The following is a 21,255-nucleotide window of genomic DNA, read 5'->3' on the forward strand; positions in this document are numbered from 1 at the left end:
AAAAATATTCTTGTTCATTAGAAAAATCTTTGCGTTAAAAATTCACAACTATTTTAAAGTATATTTCACCCCTAAAAAGCCTCTTATTTTCTGCATCGGCGCATATCCGTACGTCGTATCAAAAGTATAATGATAAGGATTGCTTACCGGATCATTTACATTTTTATCAAACGGATCAAAAGGTCGCATTAAAGGATCTTTCGGAGTGAAATTGAACAGGTTTTTAATTCCGCAATACACTTCAAATCCTGATTTAAAACTCTTTGAAATCTGAATATTCGCCAAAGTATACAACGGAGAATATTCCGGCCGGTAATCATTCGGTAAAACCGGCAGCCGCATCGGTCCGTAAAACTGTCCTGTAAAATCGATTGTCAGATTATTTATAAACCTATAACTCAGATTATAAGTTCCGCTCCATTTCGGGGCATGAAGCTGCTGCGTTTTTTTATTTTCCCCATCAAACTTCTGATAAACATTCAGATACGTCACTCCCAGATTAACGCTCAAAGGAAAATCAAAGGTATAATCCAAATTTAAAGAAACTCCTCTCGAAATTCCGTAACCCTGAAGATTATCATAAATAATTTTCGCAGGATCAGTATCAAAATCTCCTACAATTTTATTGCTGAAATACGTATAAAATCCAGAAGCATCCAAATTAATCAATTGATCTCCAACCGGAATTTTCCATACATAATTTACATTTCCGTTGATGGATTTTTCAGGCTTTAAATTCGACTGAATCACCACTTCACGCGAACCCGTTAATGCAGCGTGATCTTCGGTAAATAAATTCACCACACGGAAACCTGTTCCGAAATTGAATCGTACAGTATGATAAGGATTCGGCGAAAATTTCCATGCAAAGCGGGGCGAATGTACAGCATGATGAATTTTGTCATAATCAAATCTGTAACCCAACAGCAACGTGTTTTTCTCATTAATTTCCCACTGATCCTGAATAAAAGCTCCAACAATCGGCGACCTCATCGGTTCGTTGGTTAATCCGTCCACAGACAATGTTCCCGGCGTATTGTCATCATAATATGTCTTTTTAAACGTAACCCCCAGAATCAAATCGTGTTTTCCGAATTTTTTATCCCAATACGTCTGGGTAAAAGCCACTTTCTGATTCGCCAGAAAAGGATTATTGCCATAAAAAGAATTCTGGTCATGAAAATTATAGGAAAACTGAGTAATAATATTCTCTTTTAAAGGCCATTGATAAACCCCGAAAGCTTCTACTCTATTCGTATAAATACTCTCTCCGTATACTTCATTACTTCCCCGATACGATCTATTCCACTGCATTTCTCCGCCAAAACGGTCTTCATATAAATATCTCAGAGCAAAACTCCCCAATCGGTTTTCCTTCCTGCGGAAATTCCATTTATTAAAAATTGAAATTCTGTTCTGCAAAGCTCCATCCGTAAAATTGTCTTTATTGTCATCGAATCTTTTTGTATAGTTGAAATAGTTCATGCTCAACAACGAAGCGACATTCTTTCCCAAATTAAATTTCGTGGAAACGTCAATATTATTTTCACTCCATGTTGTCGTCATGAGATCGACACTTAATTTCGGTGCAGTCAAAGCATTTTTAGTAATAATATTAATGACTCCGCCCATTGCTTCGGAGCCGTAAATAGAAGAAGCTGGACCTTTTACTACCTCAATTCTGTCAACAAGACTGTTGGGAATTCCGCTCAGTCCGTAAACGGTGGACAGCGAACTGACAATCGGCATTCCGTCAATCAAAATCATCGTATAAGGACCTTCCAGTCCGTTAATGTGAATATCTCCCGTGTTGCAGACGGAACAATTTAACTGAGGTTTTACTCCATTGACCATGGAAATAGCTTCAAAAATGCTCGGAGTCGGGTTTTTCTGAAAAAACTTCTGCGAATAAATTTCAACATTTACAGGACTTTTTGATTTGCTGATTGGTTTTATTGTTCCTGTAATCACCACATCATCAATATCTTTTGTTTTGATTTTTGGATTTGAAACTTTTGCAGAATCGTGCTCTTTCGACCCATTCAAAGCCAGACTGTCCGTTTCCTGTGAAAAGCAGAAACCCGAAAAGAAGATTGCAGAAAATAATATTCGCCTCATGAAATTATAATTGTTAGACAAAACTAACAATTATTTTCTAACCACAAAACTCAACTGAAAAATATTATTAAATTGAATTCATGAAAAAGTGTTAAATTTGAGAATCAACATATAAAAGTAAAATGAGATATCATCAGTCGGGAAATATTCCCCAGAAAAGACACACGATTTTTAAATCTCCTGAAGATAAATTTTACTATGAACAGCTTTTCGGGACGGAAGGTTTTCATGGAATTTCTTCTTTATTGTACCACATTCACCGTCCTACGCAGATAAAATCCATCGGCGAACCGAAAGACGTAGCCCCGAAAATTGTTATTGATAAAAATGTAACGCCAAGAATGTTTAAGGGAATGAATGTAACTCCTGAAGACGATTTTCTGGACAGCCGTAAGTTCTTAATGGTAAACAATGACCTGAAAATGGGACTGTCGAAGCCAAGAAAATCAATGGATTATTTCTACAAAAATGCCGAATGCGATGAACTTTTATACGCACACTGCGGAAGCGGAATCTTAAAAACTTTTGTAGGAAATCTTGAATTTTCTGTGGGGGATTATTTAATTATACCAAGAGGAACGATTTATCAGGTGGAACTGCATTCTGATGATACGATTTTCTTTGTTGTGGAAAGTCATTCTCCAATTTACACTCCGAAAAGATACAGAAACGAATTCGGACAGTTGCTGGAACATTCTCCTTTCTGCGAAAGAGACATCATTACCCCTACTTTTGTGGAACCTAAAGACGAAAAGGGAGAATTTTTAATTAAAGTAAAAAAAGAAAACCAGATTACAGACTTCATCTACGCAACGCATCCGTTTGATGTTGTAGGATGGGACGGTTATTTTTATCCTTATAAATTCAATATCAAAAACTTTGAGCCGATCACAGGTAGAATTCATCAACCGCCACCGGTTCACCAGACTTTTGAAGCTCATAATTTTGTGGTTTGCTCGTTCTGTGCGAGAATGTACGATTATCATCCACAAGCCATTCCGGCTCCTTATAATCACTCAAATATTGATTCGGATGAGGTTTTATTTTATACGGAAGGCGATTTCATGAGCCGAAACCATATCGATTTAATGGATTTCACGCTTCACCCGGGAGGAATTGTTCACGGACCACACCCAGGAGCAATGGAAAGGAGCATTGGTAAGAAATTCACGGAAGAATATGCTGTAATGGTAGATCCTTTCAGACCTTTAAAAATTACGGAAGAAGCTTTAAAAGTGGAAGATCCTTCTTACAAAACTTCATGGCTGGAAAGCGAAGACAACCATCTTGAAGACCGTTCTCAGGAGTAATAAAGCTTCTGACGACTGGTTTCCTGCTTTTAGCACTGAAATTATTATCAAAATATATTGAGGACTGAATATTAATATTTCAGTCCTTTTTTTGAATCAATTTAATTAAAACATGATAAAAATCTTCGAATAATAAGACTAAGTAAAAACAATATGAACTATCTTTAAGACTAAGAAAAATTCATAAAAAATTTCAATATGCAAAATTACATCAGCGCAGAAGAAGCTATTTATACCATTAAAAGCGGAAACCGTGTATTTTTTCACGGAAGCGCCTGTACTCCGAATTACTTAATCGACGAACTAGCGAGGCAATCCCATCGTTTGGATAATGTAGAAATGGTTTCAATTACCCAGCAGGGAAATGTGGAAATTGCAAAACCTGAGTACAAAGACAAATTTTTCGTTAATTCTTTATTTGTTTCGTCTCCTGTACGCGATGCAGTGAATTCCGACAGAGGAGATTTTGTTCCCGTATTTCTAAGTGAAATTCCTATTCTTTTCAGAAAAAATATATTACCGCTTGATGTTGCTTTAATTACTGTTTCACCGCCCGACAGACATGGTTTCTGTACATTGGGAACCTCTGTGGATGTTGCAAGAGCTGCGGTAGATACCGCAAAAATAATTGTCGCAGTCGTGAATCCTTTAATGCCGAGAACGCATGGTGACGGAATGATCCACATCAGCAGAATTCATAAGCTTGTATGGCATGAAGAAGAACTTCCCACTGTGGATTACGGCGCAAAAGTAGGTCCTGAAGAAATGCTGGTCGGAAAAAACGTGGCTGAATTAATTGACGATAAATCCACCCTGCAAATGGGAATAGGAACCATTCCGGATGCGGTTCTGAAATGTCTTCATAATCATAAAGATCTGGGAGTACATACCGAAATGCTGAGTGACGGTGTAATTGATCTGATCCAGAATGATGTCATCAACAATAAATATAAAGGTTACAACGACAATAAAACCATCACCAGTTTCTGTTTTGGCACAAGAAAACTGTATGATTACGTGGACGATAACACGGTATTTTCATTTGATGATGTAAGTACGGTGAATTTCCCGATCAATATCATGAGAAATAATAAAATGGTTGCGATTAATTCTGCCATTGAAATTGATCTTACCGGACAGGTTTGTGCAGATTCTATCGGAACGATGCAGTACAGCGGAATCGGAGGGCAGATGGACTTTATGAGAGGAGCCGCATTGAGCGAAGACGGAAAACCGATTATCGCCATTACTTCGAGAACCAAAAAAGGAGTGTCCAGAATTGTTCCTTTCCTGAAACAGGGAGCCGGAGTAGTAACTACAAGAGGACATATTCATTGGGTGGTAACGGAGTACGGAACCGCTTATCTTTACGGAAAAAATTTAAGGCAGAGAGCTCAGGAATTAATCAGTATTGCGCATCCCGATGACAGGGAAATGCTGGAAAAAGCTGCCTATGAAAGGTTTAAGCACTAATATTTTCTATATTTTAAGAGCTTATTCTTCTTTCTGCCAGTCAAAAAAACAGTCTGCGATTTAACATAATGAAATAGTTAAAAAAAAATCAGTCAATTGGCAGTATATTTGCAAAAAAGCTTTTAAAAACAGGAAATTGAAAACGATATATAATTCGATAAGAGAAGAGGTTGTTAAGCATCCCAAAGTGAAAAATTCAGTTCTGGGGAATGTGCAGGAATGGAAGCGAAGCCATTATATTATCCTTTCTGAAATCATTAAAGATGAACTTTCTGAAGCAGAAGAACTTAAAGGCGGAAAAAAATTTGAAATAGGCAATACCATTTCCCACGTTACCCTTCAGCGTTTTTTCGAGAATGATTATCAGGATAAAACGCACAATGATCTCAGATTTTTAAAAACCTTGGATAAGATATGTATTTTTCTGGGATACAGAGATTTAAATGCTTACATACAGTTTATAAAAGAAAAGAGACAGGGAGATGATGAAGACAACAGTCAGAAATTCTTTCGGATGGTGTACGACTACTGCGCTACCGTTTTTGAATTTTACAAGCAGTTTCCTCAGCATAAGACAGAACTCTTCACAGATCTGGTATTCAATGAATCGCCCTTTATGGAAAGAGCCTCACATTTCAGCAAAGAATTGTGTGAAAGAGATTTTCATCTGGTAACGAAAAACAACCGTTCGAATTATGAAGTATTTGACATCCATATTGTGACAGATGAACCAGACAAAAAAATTCTGGAATCTCAGGAATTCTGGAACCTGCTTTTCAAAGTAGGAGCAACAGGTGAAGAACATTTCGTTAACCAGCTGAACACACAGATTTATTTTATAAGAAAAATAGACAATGTGTGGAAAATATGGGATAATTATAACCCGGATGCAGGAAGATTAAACAATCTAAAATAAAGAAAGCCGCAGGAAAAACCTGCGGCTTCATTTTTCGAAATATTTTTTTTTCACTTGTTAGTAATACAAATCTATACATATTATTAGCAGAATAATAAACTTAAATATACTTAAATGAACTTTTCTTTACGATTATGTTAAATCAACCTAACGATTGTTTGTTAATATTTTTCGTATTAGTAAGAAATTCGTAATTTGCATTCCCATAAATATAAAAGTAAAAATAGAAATATGTCAACACTTACATTTGCCGAAAAAATTGCTCAGGCTGAAAATTTTTTACCGATCAATGGTACAGATTACATTGAGTTTTATGTAGGAAATGCTAAACAGGCTGCACATTATTATAAAACCGCTTTTGGTTTTCAGTCTGTTGCATACGCTGGTCCTGAAACTGGAGTAAGAGATCGTGCTTCTTATGTTCTTCAGCAGGGAAAAATCAGATTGGTGCTTACCACAGGGCTAAAGTCTGATTCTCCAATTAATGAGCACGTAAAAAAACACGGTGATGGAGTGAAAATTTTGGCTCTCTGGGTAGATGATGCCTATTCTGCATTTGAAGAAACCACAAAAAGAGGCGGAAAACCTTACCTTGAGCCGGTAACATTAACAGACGAAAACGGTGAGGTAAGAATGTCCGGAATTTATACTTACGGAGAAACCGTTCATATGTTTATTGAAAGAAAAAACTACAACGGTCCTTTCATGCCGGGTTACGAAAAGTGGGAAAGCGATTACAAGCCTGAAGATGCAGGTTTATTGTATGTAGACCACTGCGTAGGAAATGTAGACTGGGACAGAATGATTCCAACTGTAGAATGGTATGAAAAAGTAATGGGATTTGTAAATATTCTTTCTTTTGACGATAAGCAGATTAATACAGAATATTCTGCTTTGATGTCTAAAGTAATGTCCAACGGAAACGGTTACGCAAAATTCCCGATCAACGAACCTGCAGAAGGGAAGAAAAAATCTCAGGTAGAAGAATATCTGGACTTCTACGAAGGTGAAGGAGTACAGCACATTGCGGTAGCTACAAAAGACATTATCCATACCGTAACTGAACTGAAAAAACGTGGGGTAGAATTTTTATCTGCTCCGCCTGAAGCCTATTATGACATGGTTCCTGAAAGAGTGGGACACATCGACGAAGATATTAAGAAACTTCAGGAACTGGGAATTCTTATCGATCATGACGAGGAAGGATATTTGCTGCAGATCTTTACAAAACCTGTAGAAGACCGCCCTACTCTATTCTTTGAAATTATTGAAAGACACGGAGCGCAAAGCTTCGGAGCAGGAAACTTCAAAGCATTATTCGAAGCATTGGAAAGAGAACAGGAAAAAAGAGGAAATCTTTAATTTTATAGTAACAGTGAGTTTTGTCAGGATGAACAGTCTTGACAAAACTTTTTTATAAAAACACATTAATATGAAAAAATTTTTAATTGGAATGTTATTTTTAGGAGCGAGCTTTGGGCTAAAAGCTCAGTATGGTTCGCTGAATGACATTCTTACAAGACTTGAGGAAAGAAAGGGAGTCAACCAGAATCTGGAAGCGGTAAATATCGACAATAAAAAATTTGTTTTCATCAACGATGAAGCAGACCATACCGAAAGGGATTTTATTGTCATTAAAGGAAACAAAGCGACTTATGTAGAGGTTTTTGACGATAAAGCCACCGGAGAAAGCAGTTCTAATGTTTTTTCAGGGGATATCGTGAGAAACAAAAAGAACATCATTTCTTTAAGAGCTGATCTTCTGGAAAACAAAAAAGTTCCGATCCCCGTTACCAAAACGCTGCTTTTAACAAGACAGGACAATATTCTGTACCTGATTGACGTAAATACAAAAGCACGTTGGATTGACGAAGAATCTTTTTCTAAAGTTAAAAACAAAACCAAATCTAAAAAGTAATATTTAAACAAATATTACAACCAAAAATTCTAACGGATTTATATAAAGTCCAAACTAAATTCTAAAATTATGAAATCATTTGTAGAATATTCATCAGATTCAGATTTTTCTATTCATAATATTCCGTTTGGTGTAGCGGTTTTCAACAAAGAATACATCGGATGCTGTACAAGAATCGGTGATCAGATCATAGATTTGGCAACGTTGTACGATTTAGGGTATTTCGAAGAAATTGAAGGCTTTGGCGATAACGTTTTCGAAGCCTATACCTTAAATGAGTTCATCGAGCTTGGAAAGCCTGTAACGAATGCCGTTCGTTCAAAAATTCAGGAATTATTACAGGAAGGTTCTACTTTGTCAAAAGACGAAAAAACAATCGAAGAAGCTTTCTATGAGCTGGATCAGGTTAAAATGATGATGCCGGTTCATATTCCGAATTACACAGATTTTTACAGCAGCATCGAACACGCAACCAATGTGGGAAAAATGTTCAGAGATCCTGCAAATGCACTGCTTCCTAACTGGAAACATCTTCCGGTAGGTTATCACGGAAGAGCTTCCTCTATCGTCGTTTCAGGAACGGAAATCAACCGTCCGAAAGGTCAGATGAAACCTGCAGATGTGGAAAAGCCAATTTTCGGACCTTGCAAACAACTGGATTTTGAACTGGAAATGGCATTCATCATCAATAAAAATACCGAAATGGGCGAAAGTATCTCAACCAAAGATGCTGAAGACGCGATTTTCGGAATGGTGGTTTTCAACGACTGGTCGGCAAGAGATATTCAGTCTTGGGAGTATGTTCCGCTGGGACCATTTTTAGCTAAAAATTTCGGTTCCTCTATTTCGCTGTGGGTGGTTACTCTGGAAGCTTTAGAGCCATTCAGAACCGCTTCTCCTACACAGGATCCTGAAGTTTTGGATTATCTGAAATTTGAAGGAGATAAAAATTACGATATCAATCTTGAAGTCTATCTTCAGCCTGAAAACGGAGAGCAAAACCTGATCTGCGAAAGCAACTACAAGCATATGTACTGGAACATGACGCAGCAACTGGCGCACCACACCGTAAACGGCTGTAACGTGGAAGTCGGAGATCTTTACGCGAGCGGAACCATTTCAGGAAGCGATCCGAAATCTTTCGGTTCCATGCTTGAATTAACGTGGAGAGGTCAGAATCCTATTCAGTTAAACAACGGAGAAGAAAGAAAATTCATCAACGATAACGATACCGTAACCATGAAAGCCTGGGCTGAAAAAGACGGGGTAAGAGTTGGTTTTGGAGAGGTTTCTGGCAAAATTATTCCTGCAAATTAATTATATTTAAACACTTAAGTATTTTTAAGTCAATAATATATCATAAATTTAAGTTCACTTTAGTTTTCTGAAAATCTGTGATTTTCATTATCTTTCACTTTATGGTAACTCAAAAATTCATTAATGATCTTTCATATAAAATTGTTGGAGCTTGTATTGAAGTTCATAAACAGGCAGGACCAGGATTATATGAAGATGTTTATCATCAATGTTTAGAAAGAGAATTTGAAATTTTAGGTTTAAAATACAAAAGTGAACTTGAAATTCCTTTTTCATATAAAGGGAAATTAATAGATTGCAAATTAAAATGTGATTTTCTTATTGAAAATCTAGTTGTTTTAGAAATAAAGTCGGTTTCTGAAATTCACCAAATTCATAAAGCTCAAACGATGAACTACATGAATTTACTGAAAGTTCCAAGATCAATTTTGGTAAATTTTAATGTCATTAATCTTTATTATGAAGGTTATGAATCTTTTGCCTCAAAAATCTTCAAAACACTTCCCATAGAATGAAAATCGTAGATTTTCAAAAAACTAAGGTGTACTTCAAATAAAGGAAAATCTTTAAAGCTAAATTAACTTAAGTGTTAAAAAGTAAAAATATGAAAACACTCATCCCCTCCGAAATAACTCCCGTACAATTGCAGACAGTAATGCAGACTGCCGTTTCGCCGCGTCCGATTGCACTGGCTTCAACGGTTGATAAAGACGGAAACAGCAATCTGTCGCCGTTCAGTTTTTTTAATATGTTCAGTACAGTTCCTCCGGTTTTGGTTTTTTCACCTTCAAGAAGAGTTCGCGACAATACGATCAAACATACGCTGGAAAATGTTCTTGAAGTTCCGGAAGTGGTGATCGGAACGGTTAATTTTCCGATTGTACAGCAGATCTCTTTGGCTTCAACAGAATATGAAGAAGGCGTTAACGAATTCATTAAATCCGGATTAACGATGAAAGATGCTGATCTTGTTCAGCCTAAATTAATTGAAGAATGTCCTGTAAATTTTGAATGCAAAGTTTTAGAAGTAAAATCTTTAGGCGATCAGGGCGGTGCAGGAAATCTGGTAATCTGTGAAGTTCAGAAAATTCATATCCGCGAAGAATATCTGGATGAAAACGGAAATCTGGATCAGGCAAAACTGGATATGGTGGCAAGATTGGGAAGCAACTGGTATTCCAGAAACACAGCAGACAATCTTTTTGAAGTTCCAAAACCTTTGGTAACGAAAGGAATCGGCTTCGATCTTCTTCCGGACGAAATAAAATTCAGCAGAATATTTACAGGAAACGATTTGGGAATGCTGGCAAATGTTGAAATACTGCCTTCAGGAAATTATCATTCCGATGAAAAGGTTCATTTTGAAGCTCAGAAATTATTACTGGAAAGTAAAATTGAAGATGCATGGAAAATTTTGATTTACTAAAGGATTTATGAGAAAATATTTCTTGTTATTATTGATATTACTGGGTTTACAGTCCTGCTATTACCCTGTAAGAAAAGACTACGGAATTTACAGCAAATCTCTGGTGTTTTCTAACGATCAGAAATGGCTGATTAATAATATCAACACAACGGTTGATGAACATCATAAGGAAATGATGACATCTGCAACCATGAAATTATTTAACGAATTAAGCGGCGGGAAAGCCTATGATTTAAAGACAGCAAAATCCGAAAACTTAATCAGTCATGATATTCCGTTCAGTCCGGAAACAGAAGATCTGGAAGACCTTAAAAACAATTCAGACTTTAACTTTCTGGTGAATATTTATACGTTCAAAGTCCGAAACGGTTTAGATCATACTTTAGGTGTACAAGATGAATACCGGAAAAATGAAACGTTTGCAATGATGGATGTTTATGATATCAAAACATTGAAAAAGATCTACACCCTCAAAGCCTATTCGGAAGTTTCTGTAGAAAAAGGTGAGAAAGCAACGATCTTTACACCGTCCACGGAAATGATGACGATGAAAAACTTCAGAAGTCTTTTAAAATCGGTAAAAAAGAATGCCATTAAGCTGAACAAATAAATAAGGAGTGAAAAATTTTCACTCCTTTACTTTTTTTAGAAACAACACCGAGATCGTCCGTTTACCGTAACGATTGTACCATAATCGTTTGGACATCCAGAAGCGATACAAGTACTGTCTCCATCACTGAGATAGAAATTGTAACATCCTACAGGCGGACAACTCGGTCCTTGCCCTACAATACTTTTTTTAGCTTCTCTGCTCAATTTTTTTAAATTTTTCATAGTGTACGATTTAGATTTGTTGATATCACTAATGTATGAAAAATTTTTAATTTGAATAGGACTTCTTTATAAATCCAGAAAAATCATATTTCTCTTTAATAAACGCAATGCATTTTTCTGTAACTTCATGAAGGTCTTTGGGAAGTTGTTTCTCTTCCCACGGTTCCTTTGCCCCAAAAGTATGATTGGCATTTTCAATAAGACACTGCTCAGAATTTGGGTTCAGAATGTGAAGATGCTCTGCGCTTTTTACATTTACTGCTTCGTCTTCCGTCCCATGAATGATTAAAAAATGTACTTTCGCCATCTCTGCTGCTCTTTCCACATCAAAACGATGGATATTTTTCTCAAAATCTTCGTAGAACTGATAATAATGAGGCATTTCCTGCTTAGTTCTTCCATTAATTACATAAAAAACTCCGGCTTCTTTCCATTTCTCAAAATCATCGTTTTTCGGGAAGCGATCCAGTGTGTCTACACTTGCAAGGGTAATTAAACCTTGAATTCTTTCATCCTCAAAACTTTTGATGATAGATATTCCTCCTCCCCTGCTGTGACCGATCAGGATAATCTTATCAGCATCTACATTTTCATTTTTAACGAAGTAATTAATCACGGTTCCCAGGTCCGAAAGCTCCTTAGAGTAATTATTATTCCCAAACGCTTCAAGATCAGCAAATTCATAAGGATTTTCAACTGTTGTTCCGTTGTGCGAAAAATTAAATTTAACAAAGAAAAATCCGGCTTCCGCAAACTTTTCAGCCATAAGATTCCATGCGCCCCAATCTTTGTAGCCTTTATAGCCGTGAACGAAAATCACCAACGGTAGTTTCTGCCCTGTTTCCGGAAAAAAGGCATCGGCGAGAAAGTGTCTGGTTTCAGGATTGGAAATAATGATATTTTGCTTTTTTGTGATCTGCATATTGTATTGTATAATAATGTATTAAAAATTTTTTTTTGTTATTCCGACACAGCATTAATCGATGCGAGCATCGTTCAGGAAATTTATATTCAGATTCTTCATTCCGCTATGGTCTATTCAGAATCATAATTTCAAAACAATCAATTTTTACTTAAAAATAGTATAAATAGAAATAAAGACAAAGGAATATCTTATTTTTGCGTTATGTTGGATTTAAGAAAGGTAACCGTCATGCGTTATATTCTGCCGCTTCGGGAAGGAGGTTCTCTTCCTGCTCTGGCAGAAGCAGATGATGATTTTAAATATGTTCTGAAATTCCGTGGAGCAGGTCACGGAGTAAAAATGCTGATCTCTGAACTGATCGGCGGAAAGATTACAGAAATTTTAGGATTGAAAATTCCCGAGCTTGTTTTTGTGAATCTTGATGTGGATTTCGGAAGAACCGAAGCCGATGAAGAAATTCAGGATCTTTTGAAAAATTCCGAAGGTCTTAATCTGGGACTTCATTATCTTTCAGGTTCCATTACTTATGATCCGAGTGTGAAGATCGATCCGCTTCTGGCATCTAAAATCGTCTGGCTGGATGCATTTATCACGAATATCGACCGTACTTTCAGAAACACAAATCTGCTGATGTGGCACAAAGAACTCTGGATTATTGATAACGGAGCTTCTTTTTATTTTCATCATTCATGGCAGAATTTTGATGCTGCAGCAAAAACACCTTTTAAATATGTAAAAGACCATGTTTTGCTTCCACAGGCATCGAAGCTGGATGAAGCCGATCAATTTGCCAAAGAAGTACTGAACGAAAAGGTATTCAGAGAAATTGTAAATATCATTCCCGAAGACTGGCTGCATTGGAACGATGCGGAAGAAACGCCGGAAGAAATCCGCGAAATCTATTTCAACTTCCTGAAGACCCGATTAGAACATTCTGAAATCTTTTTAAACGAAGCTAAAAATGCAAGAGGATAAAATCTACGAATACGCGGTAATACGATTGGTTCCGAAGGTTGAAAGAGAAGAGTTTTTCAATATCGGACTGGTAATGTTTTCAAAAAAAGAAAAATTCATTAAGGTGGAATTTTATCTCTGTCCTGATAAATTTAAGCTGATGCGAAGCAAAATAGACTATGAAGACGTGATCCATAATCTGGAAAGTTTCAAAAAAATCGCTGACGGCACAAAAGATGGCGGACCGATTGCACAGCTTGAAATTCCGGAAAGATTCCGTTGGCTGACTGCCGTAAGAAGTTCTGTGATCCAGACTTCGAGACCTCATCCCGGAAAATCCAGAAATCTGGAAGATACTTTTGGTAGGCTTTTTGAGGAGTTAGTAAAATAATACGCTTCAAAAAAATATTCTATGAAATTTACGAATAACAATACTACATACAGGTTTTCTAAAAGCCTTTTTTTTATTTTTCTGCTCAGCTTTTTTACGTTGAGTTATTCTCAGGGTCCGATCGAAGGAACTCCATCACCGCCAAGTGTTCTTCTTCCTGAAAAAACGGATTTTTCAGAGAATATTACGTATAAAAATGATGCTTCCGGAAATCCCATCAAATTGGATCTGTACAAACCGAAAAATGCGGGTTCCACAAAACTTCCTGTGGTGATCTATGTTCACGGCGGAGCATGGGCGAAAGGTGATAAAGTAATAAGATCCAACAATTACATCGAAAATTTCATTTTAAAACTTGTTGAAAAAAATTATGCTGTTGTAAGCATCGATTATACCCTTGTAAGTGAAACCGTACATTTTCCGCTGCCGATTCAGGATACCAAAGATGTGGTGCGATGGGTAAGAAAAAATGCAGATCAATATCATTTTGATCCCGATAACATCGGATTTTTCGGTGCTTCTTCGGGAGCGCATCTTGCTCTGATGGCTGCTTATACAAATGATAATGAATATTTGGGAAGCCCTGAATTATCTTCTTATACGGCAAAGGTAAATTATGTGGTTGATAATTTCGGACCGACTGATATTAATAAACTTCTGCATACAAGACTGGGAAAACTTCCGGTGTCTATTGTAGGTCTCTTCTTTAAACCGATTGTTGAGATCAGACAAAAACTGGTTTACGGAATTTCCGGCTACGATATTAATGAAGAAAAAAGAAAAGCCATAGATTATCTGGAAACGGTTTCCCCGATTAATGAGACTGAAAACGGAATTCCAACCTTTATTCTTCATGGAAATAAAGATAAGGTGGCACCATTAAGTCATTCTAAAAAACTGGTAAAAAAACTGAAAAAACAAAACATAGAAGCTGAACTTGTCGTGGTTGAAGATGGAACACACGGTTTCGGAACAACTGATAAAAAATATATGGATCAGCTTACGGATGACATGATCCGTTTTATTGATGCGCACAAAAAGTAAAAAGTTATAGTTTAAATTTTAATTGAATATTTAACCTTTTTATATAACCACAAAAGGCACAAAAGATAAGATAACCTTTATTCAAAGTGCTGATTTTAAAAGAAAAAGATTGCAATAGTTTTTAAAAATCTTTGATTTTTATTCTTTTGAATGCTTTGCTTATTCTGTAAATTCGCTTTATCATTATCTTTTGCGGTTAATTCTGAAATTAGTCTATTCAAGTTTTAGTTTAAATTTTAATTGAAGATAATTTCTTTTTTACAAAGAATATTTAACCTTTTATATAACCACAAAAGGCACAAAAGATAAAATAATCCTTATTCAAAGTGCTGATTTTAAAAGAAAAAGATCACAATAGTTTTTAAAAATCTTTGATTTTTATTCTTTTGAATGCTTTGCTTATTCTTGAAATTCACTGTATTATTATATTTTGCATCTTTTGCGGTTAATTCTGAAATTAGTCTATTCAAGTTTTAGTTTAAAATTTAGTTGAAGATAATTTTAACATTTTTTATCAAATGTTTTTAACTATTCGTTACTATGCTTATCTAAAAATCAGAATTTAAACTAATTTCGTATGAAAATAAAAAATCTATTTTCTGTTTCTGCTTTTTGTTTTTTAGCATTATCCTGCAGCTCTTCTGATGATATTACGCAACCCTCTTCAGATCCGAACAGTACGGTTTCTACAACGGAAGCCATGTATTTTCCTCCTTCCAACAGTGATGTATGGGAAACCAAATCTCTTTCCGCATTAAACTGGCATCAGGACAAAGTTCAGGATCTTCTGACGTATCTGGAAACCAAACATTCTAAAAGTTTTATGATCCTGCAAAATGGAAGAATCGTTATGGAAAATTATTTTTCGGGACATACTTCTACTACCCCTTGGTATTGGGCAAGCGCAGGAAAAACGTTAACCTCAACGGTAACGGGAATTGCAGAACAGGAAGGATTTATCAATATCAACAATAAAGTTTCCACATACATCGGAACCGGCTGGACAAGCGCTCCATTGGCAAAAGAAAATTTAATTACCTGCCGGAATTTACTGACAATGACTTCCGGATTGGACGACAGCCTCGGAGATGATGTAAGTCCGGCAAATCTACAGTACAAAGCCGATGCAGGAACACGATGGGCGTATCACAATGTCTATGTAAAACTTCAGGATGTTGTAGCCGCAGCAACAGGACAGACTTGGTCACAATATTTCAATACCAAACTGAGGGATAAAATCGGGATGACAGGAAACTGGATTCAAAGCGGCGACAACAGTGTGTACTGGAGTACAACGAGAAGTATGGCGCGTTTCGGACTGATGGCTTTAAACAACGGAAACTGGAACGGAACACAGGTCATTAATTCCAATTATTTTCAAAGCGCGACAAACACTTCCCAAAGTATCAATTTAGCCTACGGTTATTTGTGGTGGCTGAACGGAAAGACAAGTTATCATATGCCGCAGACTCAGTTTCAGTTCAACGGAAAATTGATTCCTAGTGCACCGGATGATATGTTTTGTGCTTTAGGAAAAAATGACCAGAAAATTTATGTGGTTCCAAGCAAAAAACTTGTTATCATCAGAATGGGTGATGCTGCAGATAATGTGAATCTTGCTCTTTCAGATTTCGATGATGTTTTATGGCAGAAAATAAATGCAGTGATTAATTAAAGTGAATGGTCAATAATCAATTTGCTTCGCAGTGAATTTAACATGATTGAGATAATCATAATGAAAAAATTCACCATTGACTGCAAAGCAAATTCACCATTCATCTTAATTAATGGGTTCTTCGTACAACTGACTTCCCCAAAACTGAATATCTCTTTCCGGAAGATTGGAATGATAGAAAACTTCTTTTACTTCTTCAATGATTTTAGCAACAGCTTCCGGATCGGTTGTTCTGATTCTGGTTTCGTGGTTGTCTTTTACGCCGCTTCCTGTGAAATTCAGAGAACCTAAATAGGCAATTTCGTCATCAATGATGTAAATTTTACTGTGAATGAAGGTTTTATTGGTAGAATTTCCGCTATTCGGAGAAACAAAAACCTTGAAGGGAAAAAGCTGTTTGTAGCTGTAATGGTAAACTTTAGTCCTTTTTATTTTTTTGACGATGGAATCTCTTATTAAAAACATTAAAATGACAATAATAAATCCGTATGCAAGTTTAAAATTGTTTAAAAGATACATCAACGGAAGCAAAACCACGCCCAAACCGATCATGGCGAAAAGAAGCGTTCCGGAAAGGCTTACCAGATTGTCTCTGGTCTGTTTTGCCTTTTCGTCAACGTGTTTATTCTGAATAATCAGTTTATGGATATTCTTGTCGTAGCCGTAAAAATCTTCGATTTCATCGCTGGTAACCAATCTTATTTTAATTCCTCTGGAATGGAGATGAATCAGCTCTTTAATTAAAAAAGGAGAAAGATAGGGAGAAACAATTTTCACATTTCTCTGAGCATTTCTGATGTCCTGCATCATTTTAGCTCCTGCACTTTTTCCTATATAAATATCACAAACCGCATTGTTGTAAAACATACCCATCGTTCGAAATCAATTTTATTTTCGCTCCAAAGAAAGAAAAAATAAAAAACTTTGCAAAATAATTAGGAGAGAAGTTGGGAGTTAGAAGATGAAAGCTGAAGGTTAGAAGCTGGAGGATGGAAGTTTAAAATCTGTATGCACATTTATTAACATCAAATCTTCCCGCTTCCCTACTTCTATCTTCCATCTTCCTACCTCCATCCTATTTCCTATTCTTTTCCACTCTTTTCATTTCGTTGGTGAGCAAAGGAAAAGCGGGTTGCGCCATTCCGCCGTGATCAAAACCCTGAAGTTCATATAAAGTGGTTTCTTTATGACCTTTCAGTTTCATCATTCGCGCCATATAAGCGTTTTCTTCATATCTTCCGAGCAGTTCTTTCTCGCGGTCTCCGGTAATTAATAGCAAAGGCGGTGCATCTGCTCTGATGAAATGCAGCGGTGCATATTCGTCAATTCTGGCATCCAGTTCATCAATTCCTTTTTCTTTTCTTGTGGTAAAATGAGAAATCATCTGTCCGCTGAAAGGGATAATTCCGGCAAGTTTATTGGCATCAATTCCATATTTGTTCAGGTACATTTTGTTTAAACCTACCATAATGGCAAGATAACCTCCCGCGGAATGTCCTGAAATAAAGACAAGATCTTCACTTCCTCCATAATTTTTAATATTCTTAAAAACCCATGCTGTTGCTGCGGCTGCATCTTCAATGTATTTCGGGGCATTAACTTTCGGAGAGAGCCTGTAATTGACTCCAATCACTGCGATTCCTTTATTTTTCAGTCCTTCCGGAATTTCCTTTTCACCTCCGGTTAAACCTCCGCCGTGAAACCAGATCACCGTCGGAAAATTTTTCACATTTTTCGGAATATAAATATCCAGTACACATCTTTCATTGATGTAAGCATCAGATTTACTGGTTTTTTCATCATAATAATGGATATTATTTTCGGTGCGGTATTCCTGAGAAAAAAGCGGGGTGGAAAACAGGGTAAGAAATAAAAATAGCAGAATCCTTTTCATTGTATAACTTTTATGGTTTAAAGATACAAATTGTCTTTCAGCCAAATAAAAAAATGAACCCGGAAAAACCGGATTCATTTCAGATGAGAATTAAAAAAATTTCGATTGTCCTTTATTAATCATACTGCTTTTTAACGCAAAGAATCGCAAAGATTCTTTTATATACCAACTGTTTTTAAGTTCACAAAGATGCTTCGACAAGCTCAGCATAAACTATTCACTCAGCAAAGATCTCAAAGGTTTTTCAATGATGACAAATTACGGACAATCATAAAAATTACTTAAAAATTAAAGTTAAGTCTTGAGAATACAAATCTTCCGTTCTGCCCAAACTGTGAAGTTGATCGCGGGTAAACGAACTGATCGTTATTGGAAGAAGCAGGAAGGTTCTTCGTCGGATAGATATCAAACAGGTTATTGACACCAACAGTAAGTCCTATATTTTTGGTAAACTGATAAGCCAGAGAAACATCGGTAATGATCTTATCTGTTATTTCCTGATGTTCATTCGGAGAAATGACACCGTCTCCGTTTGCATCGATAATATCGGGACTCGTTACCTTTCCGAAGTAGGTATTTCTAAGATAGAAAATAGCATTTCCCCAAGTAAGCTGATTGGATAAGCTGGCTTTTACTCTGGGAACTGCTTCTTCCAGATACACTCTCGATGCTTCGGAAAAATAAACATTTTCCAGATTTGAAGACTGTAATAATCCGGATGAATGGATGGCTCCGACTTTTCTGGTCCGGTTAAGATTGATCGCAAAATTATTATCCAGTTTGATGTTTGAAAATTTTGCATTATGTGTAAGAACAATATCCAATCCTCTGGTTTCCGTATCTATGGCGTTGGTAAAAAGCTGTACGGCATTTACTCTTGCGGCATCGTAGATCAGCTGCGCTGACGGAGAAACGGCAGATCTTGCGAACTGACCGGTAAGCAGAATCCTGTTATCAATTCTGATGAAATATCCGTCTGCGGTAAGCGTAAGTTTTGCCGAAGGAATTTTATAGGTAAATCCTACACTTGCAGATTTTGAAGTTTCCTGTTTCAGACTTGGAATTCCCAATGAATTGGCAATTTCGGAATCGTTGCTGAATGTTCCCACTTCCTGAAGCAGTCCGTTTGTAAACAAAGTTGATGTTACATTATAATAAATCTGATGAATAGAAGGCGCTCTGAATCCTGTAGAACCCGCAAATCTGAAATTAAGGTCTTTATTTACTTTGATTCTTGAAGCCAGTTTATAATTGAATGTAGAACCGAAATCTGAATAATTTTCATATCTCACGGCTGCATCTGCCAATAACCAGTTGGTAAAATTGAATTCAACATCTGCATATCCTGCAATTGCCTGTCGGTTTTTATTTACTGCGTTTTCGGGTTTAAATCCACTGAAAACCTGAGAACCTCCCGGAAGTGAAGCGCCGAAAAAGTCGGTCGGACGAACTGTATTTCCGGTCCAGAGATTTCCGAAAACATCATACGTAGCGTAAGAAGCTTCTTCTCCTGCTGTTATTTTGAAATTTTCGTAACGGTGTTCTGCCCCGAAAGCAACGTTGATTCCGCTCCAGACATCATATTTTTTTGAGAAATCTAAATTGATTGTATTTTGGGAAAATCTTAAACCTCCTGCATCAAATTCATTCGGAGAATTGAATCTTAAAGAAGTATTTCCGGTATTTTTAATATCATAGCTGAAAGAATTCTGTCCGAAAGTATTGCTGAAATCGATATTCCAGCCTTTCCAGTCTCCTTTAATTCCTGCGGAAAGCGAAAGATCCTGAATGTCTGTTCCGATCTGCGGCAGATAACCGTTGGAATACAATCCTGTAAATGTTCTGCTTTGGTTAGGTCTTCGGAAAAACCCTCCCGAAGTTCCGTGTCTGAAGCTGTATCCGCCAAAAGTATAAACTTTCCAGTTGTCGTTCAACGGAACTTCTACATTGGCAAAAAGCTGATGGTTATTCAGTTTAGACTGTCCCACCTGCATATTGAAATCTTTTCTTGACAAACCTCTGTAAGCAAGTTCCTGATCCGTCACATTCGTATTTAAAATTCCCTGTAATGCGGAAATTGTATTCGCCGACTGGATCTGGTTCTGCAACACCGGAGAAAAATAATCGACTTGCTGTGCATACTGATGAATATAATTGATGATCTGCTGGGAATTCGGAGTATTGCTAATATTTGTGAAAAGGGATGAAAGATTCACGCCGTTATTTAAAGCACGTTGTTCAATCGCGTTGTAAGCATTGAAAATGTTTCCGCTTTCTGTTCCCGCTCTGTAGGTAGGATTTCTGAACTGGGATGTCCACGTAATGTTGTAAAATCCGCCTTTCTTCCCTATTTTATTTCCGTAGTTAAGGTCTACCTGAATATTCTGTCCGTCAAAATCTCCTGTGTGATCGTTGGCTGTCGGGGTAAGATTTCCGCCGTAGCTTAGTTGTCCCGTCAGTTTTCCGGTATCTCTTTTCAATCCTAAATTGATCACTCCGGCAATAGCGTCCGAACCGTACTGCGCAGAAGCTCCGTCTCTTAAAACTTCAATTTTACTGATGGCAAAAGACGGAATGGCATTAAGATCGGTTCCTACTGTTCCTCTTCCGGGAGATCCGTTTACATTGACTAACGCGGAAGTGTGTCTTCTTTTTCCGTTTACCAGAACCAAAACCTGATCGGGACCCAACCCTCTGAGCTGCGCAGGATCCAAATGATCGGTTCCGTCTGCATTGGTTTGTATGGTTGATGTAAACGACGGTGCAATGAAATTAAGGATTTGTGCAACGTTGGTTTGCGGTAAAATAACCGAAGATTCTTTGATATTAAAAACGTCCACCGGAACCGGACTGTCTGCTTTAGACCTTGCTCCGCCTCTTGATCCTAAAATAACAACTTCCTCTAAGTTGTTTGTTTTTACTGTATCTTTTTCCTGTGCGTATGCAAATGTTCCCAGGAAAAATAATACCGATGCCGAAAAAATAGTTTTTTTATTCTTCATATATTCCTCACTTTAAATTCATGTTTTAAAAGTGCAAATGTAAATCATATTTATTAGT

At 36.8% G+C, this 21,255-nt stretch carries 19 protein-coding genes; 13 read left to right on the plus strand and 6 right to left on the minus strand.

Features of this window, described 5'->3' with window-relative positions:
- Nucleotides 1-48: 48 nt before the first annotated feature.
- Nucleotides 49-2,118 carry a TonB-dependent receptor plug domain-containing protein gene (locus WFH39_RS12625; RefSeq protein ID WP_336690172.1) on the minus strand — a complete coding sequence of 690 codons (2,070 nt, stop codon included), beginning with the start codon at nt 2,116-2,118 and terminating at the stop codon, nt 49-51.
- 122 nt (nt 2,119-2,240) lie between these two features.
- Here WFH39_RS12625 and WFH39_RS12630 point away from each other — a divergent pair, with 122 nt between their 5' ends.
- The 9 genes from WFH39_RS12630 (at nt 2,241) to WFH39_RS12670 (ending at nt 11,088) form a co-directional block, all read left to right on the plus strand.
- Entirely contained in the window at nt 2,241-3,428 is a 1,188-nt protein-coding gene (locus WFH39_RS12630; protein WP_336690173.1) for a homogentisate 1,2-dioxygenase, read from the plus strand.
- Between the two features lie 198 nt (nt 3,429-3,626).
- Complete coding sequence (locus WFH39_RS12635) at nt 3,627-4,901, plus strand: acetyl-CoA hydrolase/transferase family protein (protein WP_235131564.1); 1,275 nt, start codon at nt 3,627-3,629, stop codon at nt 4,899-4,901.
- 136 nt (nt 4,902-5,037) lie between these two features.
- Nucleotides 5,038-5,817, plus strand: coding sequence for a hypothetical protein (locus WFH39_RS12640; RefSeq protein ID WP_235131565.1), 780 nt, complete (start codon nt 5,038-5,040; stop codon nt 5,815-5,817).
- 231 nt (nt 5,818-6,048) lie between these two features.
- Nucleotides 6,049-7,179: a 4-hydroxyphenylpyruvate dioxygenase gene (hppD, locus tag WFH39_RS12645; protein WP_336690174.1), complete on the plus strand. Its 1,131-nt coding sequence runs from the start codon at nt 6,049-6,051 to the stop codon at nt 7,177-7,179.
- A gap of 70 nt (nt 7,180-7,249) precedes the next feature.
- Entirely contained in the window at nt 7,250-7,735 is a 486-nt protein-coding gene (locus WFH39_RS12650) for a hypothetical protein (protein WP_308006039.1), read from the plus strand.
- Nucleotides 7,736-7,804: 69 nt separating this feature from the next.
- Entirely contained in the window at nt 7,805-9,052 is a 1,248-nt protein-coding gene (fahA, locus tag WFH39_RS12655) for a fumarylacetoacetase (protein ID WP_336690175.1), read from the plus strand.
- A gap of 101 nt (nt 9,053-9,153) precedes the next feature.
- Nucleotides 9,154-9,567, plus strand: coding sequence for a GxxExxY protein (locus WFH39_RS12660; protein WP_116547492.1), 414 nt, complete (start codon nt 9,154-9,156; stop codon nt 9,565-9,567).
- A gap of 89 nt (nt 9,568-9,656) precedes the next feature.
- Nucleotides 9,657-10,478 carry a flavin reductase family protein gene (locus WFH39_RS12665; RefSeq protein ID WP_336690176.1) on the plus strand — a complete coding sequence of 274 codons (822 nt, stop codon included), beginning with the start codon at nt 9,657-9,659 and terminating at the stop codon, nt 10,476-10,478.
- 7 nt (nt 10,479-10,485) lie between these two features.
- Nucleotides 10,486-11,088 carry a hypothetical protein gene (locus WFH39_RS12670; RefSeq protein WP_336690177.1) on the plus strand — a complete coding sequence of 201 codons (603 nt, stop codon included), beginning with the start codon at nt 10,486-10,488 and terminating at the stop codon, nt 11,086-11,088.
- 35 nt (nt 11,089-11,123) lie between these two features.
- On the opposite strand, the gene WFH39_RS21225 is transcribed toward WFH39_RS12670, so the two are convergent.
- Both WFH39_RS21225 and WFH39_RS12675 read right to left on the minus strand, forming a co-directional pair.
- On the minus strand, nt 11,124-11,312 hold the full coding sequence (locus WFH39_RS21225; RefSeq protein WP_394666004.1) for a bacteriocin-like protein: 189 nt from the start codon (nt 11,310-11,312) through the stop codon (nt 11,124-11,126).
- Between the two features lie 46 nt (nt 11,313-11,358).
- Nucleotides 11,359-12,234: an alpha/beta hydrolase family protein gene (locus tag WFH39_RS12675; RefSeq protein WP_336690178.1), complete on the minus strand. Its 876-nt coding sequence runs from the start codon at nt 12,232-12,234 to the stop codon at nt 11,359-11,361.
- A gap of 204 nt (nt 12,235-12,438) precedes the next feature.
- On the opposite strand from WFH39_RS12675, the gene WFH39_RS12680 reads away from it, so the two are divergent.
- From WFH39_RS12680 to WFH39_RS12695, 4 genes are all read left to right on the plus strand, one after another.
- A complete protein-coding gene (locus WFH39_RS12680; protein ID WP_336690179.1) occupies nt 12,439-13,212 on the plus strand; it encodes a HipA family kinase in 774 nt (257 codons plus the stop codon).
- Nucleotides 13,199-13,582: a DUF3037 domain-containing protein gene (locus WFH39_RS12685; RefSeq protein WP_336690180.1), complete on the plus strand. Its 384-nt coding sequence runs from the start codon at nt 13,199-13,201 to the stop codon at nt 13,580-13,582. Before WFH39_RS12680 ends, WFH39_RS12685 begins: the two co-directional genes overlap by 14 nt.
- Before the next feature lie 21 nt (nt 13,583-13,603).
- A complete protein-coding gene (locus tag WFH39_RS12690) occupies nt 13,604-14,626 on the plus strand; it encodes an alpha/beta hydrolase (protein WP_336690181.1) in 1,023 nt (340 codons plus the stop codon).
- A 577-nt stretch (nt 14,627-15,203) separates the two neighbouring features.
- The gene (locus tag WFH39_RS12695) at nt 15,204-16,301 is read left to right on the plus strand and encodes a serine hydrolase domain-containing protein (RefSeq protein WP_336690182.1); all 1,098 of its coding nucleotides are present in this window, start codon (nt 15,204-15,206) and stop codon (nt 16,299-16,301) included.
- A gap of 105 nt (nt 16,302-16,406) precedes the next feature.
- Here the strand turns inward: WFH39_RS12695 and WFH39_RS12700 are convergent, their stop codons facing one another.
- From WFH39_RS12700 to WFH39_RS12710, 3 genes are all read right to left on the minus strand, one after another.
- The gene (locus WFH39_RS12700) at nt 16,407-17,174 is read right to left on the minus strand and encodes a phospholipase D family protein (protein WP_336690183.1); all 768 of its coding nucleotides are present in this window, start codon (nt 17,172-17,174) and stop codon (nt 16,407-16,409) included.
- A 202-nt stretch (nt 17,175-17,376) separates the two neighbouring features.
- Nucleotides 17,377-18,195: an alpha/beta hydrolase gene (locus WFH39_RS12705; protein WP_336690184.1), complete on the minus strand. Its 819-nt coding sequence runs from the start codon at nt 18,193-18,195 to the stop codon at nt 17,377-17,379.
- A 281-nt stretch (nt 18,196-18,476) separates the two neighbouring features.
- Nucleotides 18,477-21,197: a TonB-dependent receptor plug domain-containing protein gene (locus WFH39_RS12710; protein ID WP_336690185.1), complete on the minus strand. Its 2,721-nt coding sequence runs from the start codon at nt 21,195-21,197 to the stop codon at nt 18,477-18,479.
- Nucleotides 21,198-21,255 lie beyond the last annotated feature (58 nt).

It is taken from the genome of Chryseobacterium sp. MMO-72 (assembly GCF_037146035.1).
Lineage (GTDB): Bacteria > Bacteroidota > Bacteroidia > Flavobacteriales > Weeksellaceae > Chryseobacterium > Chryseobacterium indicum.

Coding starts and splice junctions, on each gene's coding strand:
- WFH39_RS12625 (WP_336690172.1), bottom strand. CDS start 2,118: ATGAGGCGAATATTATTTTCTGCAATCTTCTTTTCGGGTTTCTGCTTT.
- WFH39_RS12630 (WP_336690173.1), top strand. CDS start 2,241: ATGAGATATCATCAGTCGGGAAATATTCCCCAGAAAAGACACACGATT.
- WFH39_RS12635 (WP_235131564.1), top strand. CDS start 3,627: ATGCAAAATTACATCAGCGCAGAAGAAGCTATTTATACCATTAAAAGC.
- hppD (WP_336690174.1), top strand. CDS start 6,049: ATGTCAACACTTACATTTGCCGAAAAAATTGCTCAGGCTGAAAATTTT.
- WFH39_RS12650 (WP_308006039.1), top strand. CDS start 7,250: ATGAAAAAATTTTTAATTGGAATGTTATTTTTAGGAGCGAGCTTTGGG.
- fahA (WP_336690175.1), top strand. CDS start 7,805: ATGAAATCATTTGTAGAATATTCATCAGATTCAGATTTTTCTATTCAT.
- WFH39_RS12660 (WP_116547492.1), top strand. CDS start 9,154: ATGGTAACTCAAAAATTCATTAATGATCTTTCATATAAAATTGTTGGA.
- WFH39_RS12665 (WP_336690176.1), top strand. CDS start 9,657: ATGAAAACACTCATCCCCTCCGAAATAACTCCCGTACAATTGCAGACA.
- WFH39_RS12670 (WP_336690177.1), top strand. CDS start 10,486: ATGAGAAAATATTTCTTGTTATTATTGATATTACTGGGTTTACAGTCC.
- WFH39_RS21225 (WP_394666004.1), bottom strand. CDS start 11,312: ATGAAAAATTTAAAAAAATTGAGCAGAGAAGCTAAAAAAAGTATTGTA.
- WFH39_RS12675 (WP_336690178.1), bottom strand. CDS start 12,234: ATGCAGATCACAAAAAAGCAAAATATCATTATTTCCAATCCTGAAACC.
- WFH39_RS12680 (WP_336690179.1), top strand. CDS start 12,439: ATGTTGGATTTAAGAAAGGTAACCGTCATGCGTTATATTCTGCCGCTT.
- WFH39_RS12685 (WP_336690180.1), top strand. CDS start 13,199: ATGCAAGAGGATAAAATCTACGAATACGCGGTAATACGATTGGTTCCG.
- WFH39_RS12690 (WP_336690181.1), top strand. CDS start 13,604: ATGAAATTTACGAATAACAATACTACATACAGGTTTTCTAAAAGCCTT.
- WFH39_RS12695 (WP_336690182.1), top strand. CDS start 15,204: ATGAAAATAAAAAATCTATTTTCTGTTTCTGCTTTTTGTTTTTTAGCA.
- WFH39_RS12700 (WP_336690183.1), bottom strand. CDS start 17,174: ATGGGTATGTTTTACAACAATGCGGTTTGTGATATTTATATAGGAAAA.
- WFH39_RS12705 (WP_336690184.1), bottom strand. CDS start 18,195: ATGAAAAGGATTCTGCTATTTTTATTTCTTACCCTGTTTTCCACCCCG.
- WFH39_RS12710 (WP_336690185.1), bottom strand. CDS start 21,197: ATGAAGAATAAAAAAACTATTTTTTCGGCATCGGTATTATTTTTCCTG.